Here is a 545-nt window from a genome sequence, read left to right on the forward strand (position 1 = left end):
CCTGAAGTCCACTGTCCACGAGGAAGGGGCGTCATGGGGTGCAACACCCCGGAAGTACACCCAGGAGTACAAAGACGAGGCGGTACAGTTGGTGCTCGAATCAGACCATCCCTTGGCCGCAGCCGCGAAGAGCCTGGGCATCAACGACTCAACGCTGGGGAACTGGATGAAAAAGACGAAGAACAACTGCGAAGAGCCAATTATCACTGCCAGAGCACAGTGCACCAGATCTCGTTGCCGGCAACGATACCGCAATCCGCGATCTCACCACTCCTGATCTTTGTCCAGACACCTTTCTGCCGCCAGTGCCACGATCCCACACGGGAAAATCTTTCATGGTAGCCCTCGTTGTTAAATGTGAACGCATCAACGTCGACGCCGCTACCGTCGCCGCCAGTCGTCCCGTTGCTCCGCGGTTCCTGGCTGCACCTAGCGTGTTTGAAAGACTCAGCAGCCTCAAAAGGTCAGTACACCACATATGAATCAGGTCACAGATCGGATCACCGTAATCTGATCGTCAAGGCATCGCCAATGGCTCCGCCTTA

1 pseudogene is annotated in these 545 nt (G+C 55.8%); it reads left to right on the plus strand.

What is annotated here, in order from left to right:
* Position 1 precedes the first annotated feature (1 nt).
* Positions 2-172 (plus strand): annotated as a pseudogene (locus tag MJ785_RS04530) (transposase); the annotation flags it as partial.
* Between the last annotated feature and the right edge of the window lie 373 nt (positions 173-545).

Source organism: Protofrankia sp. CiT1 (assembly GCF_917627335.1).
In the GTDB taxonomy this organism is placed as follows: domain Bacteria; phylum Actinomycetota; class Actinomycetes; order Frankiales; family Frankiaceae; genus Protofrankia.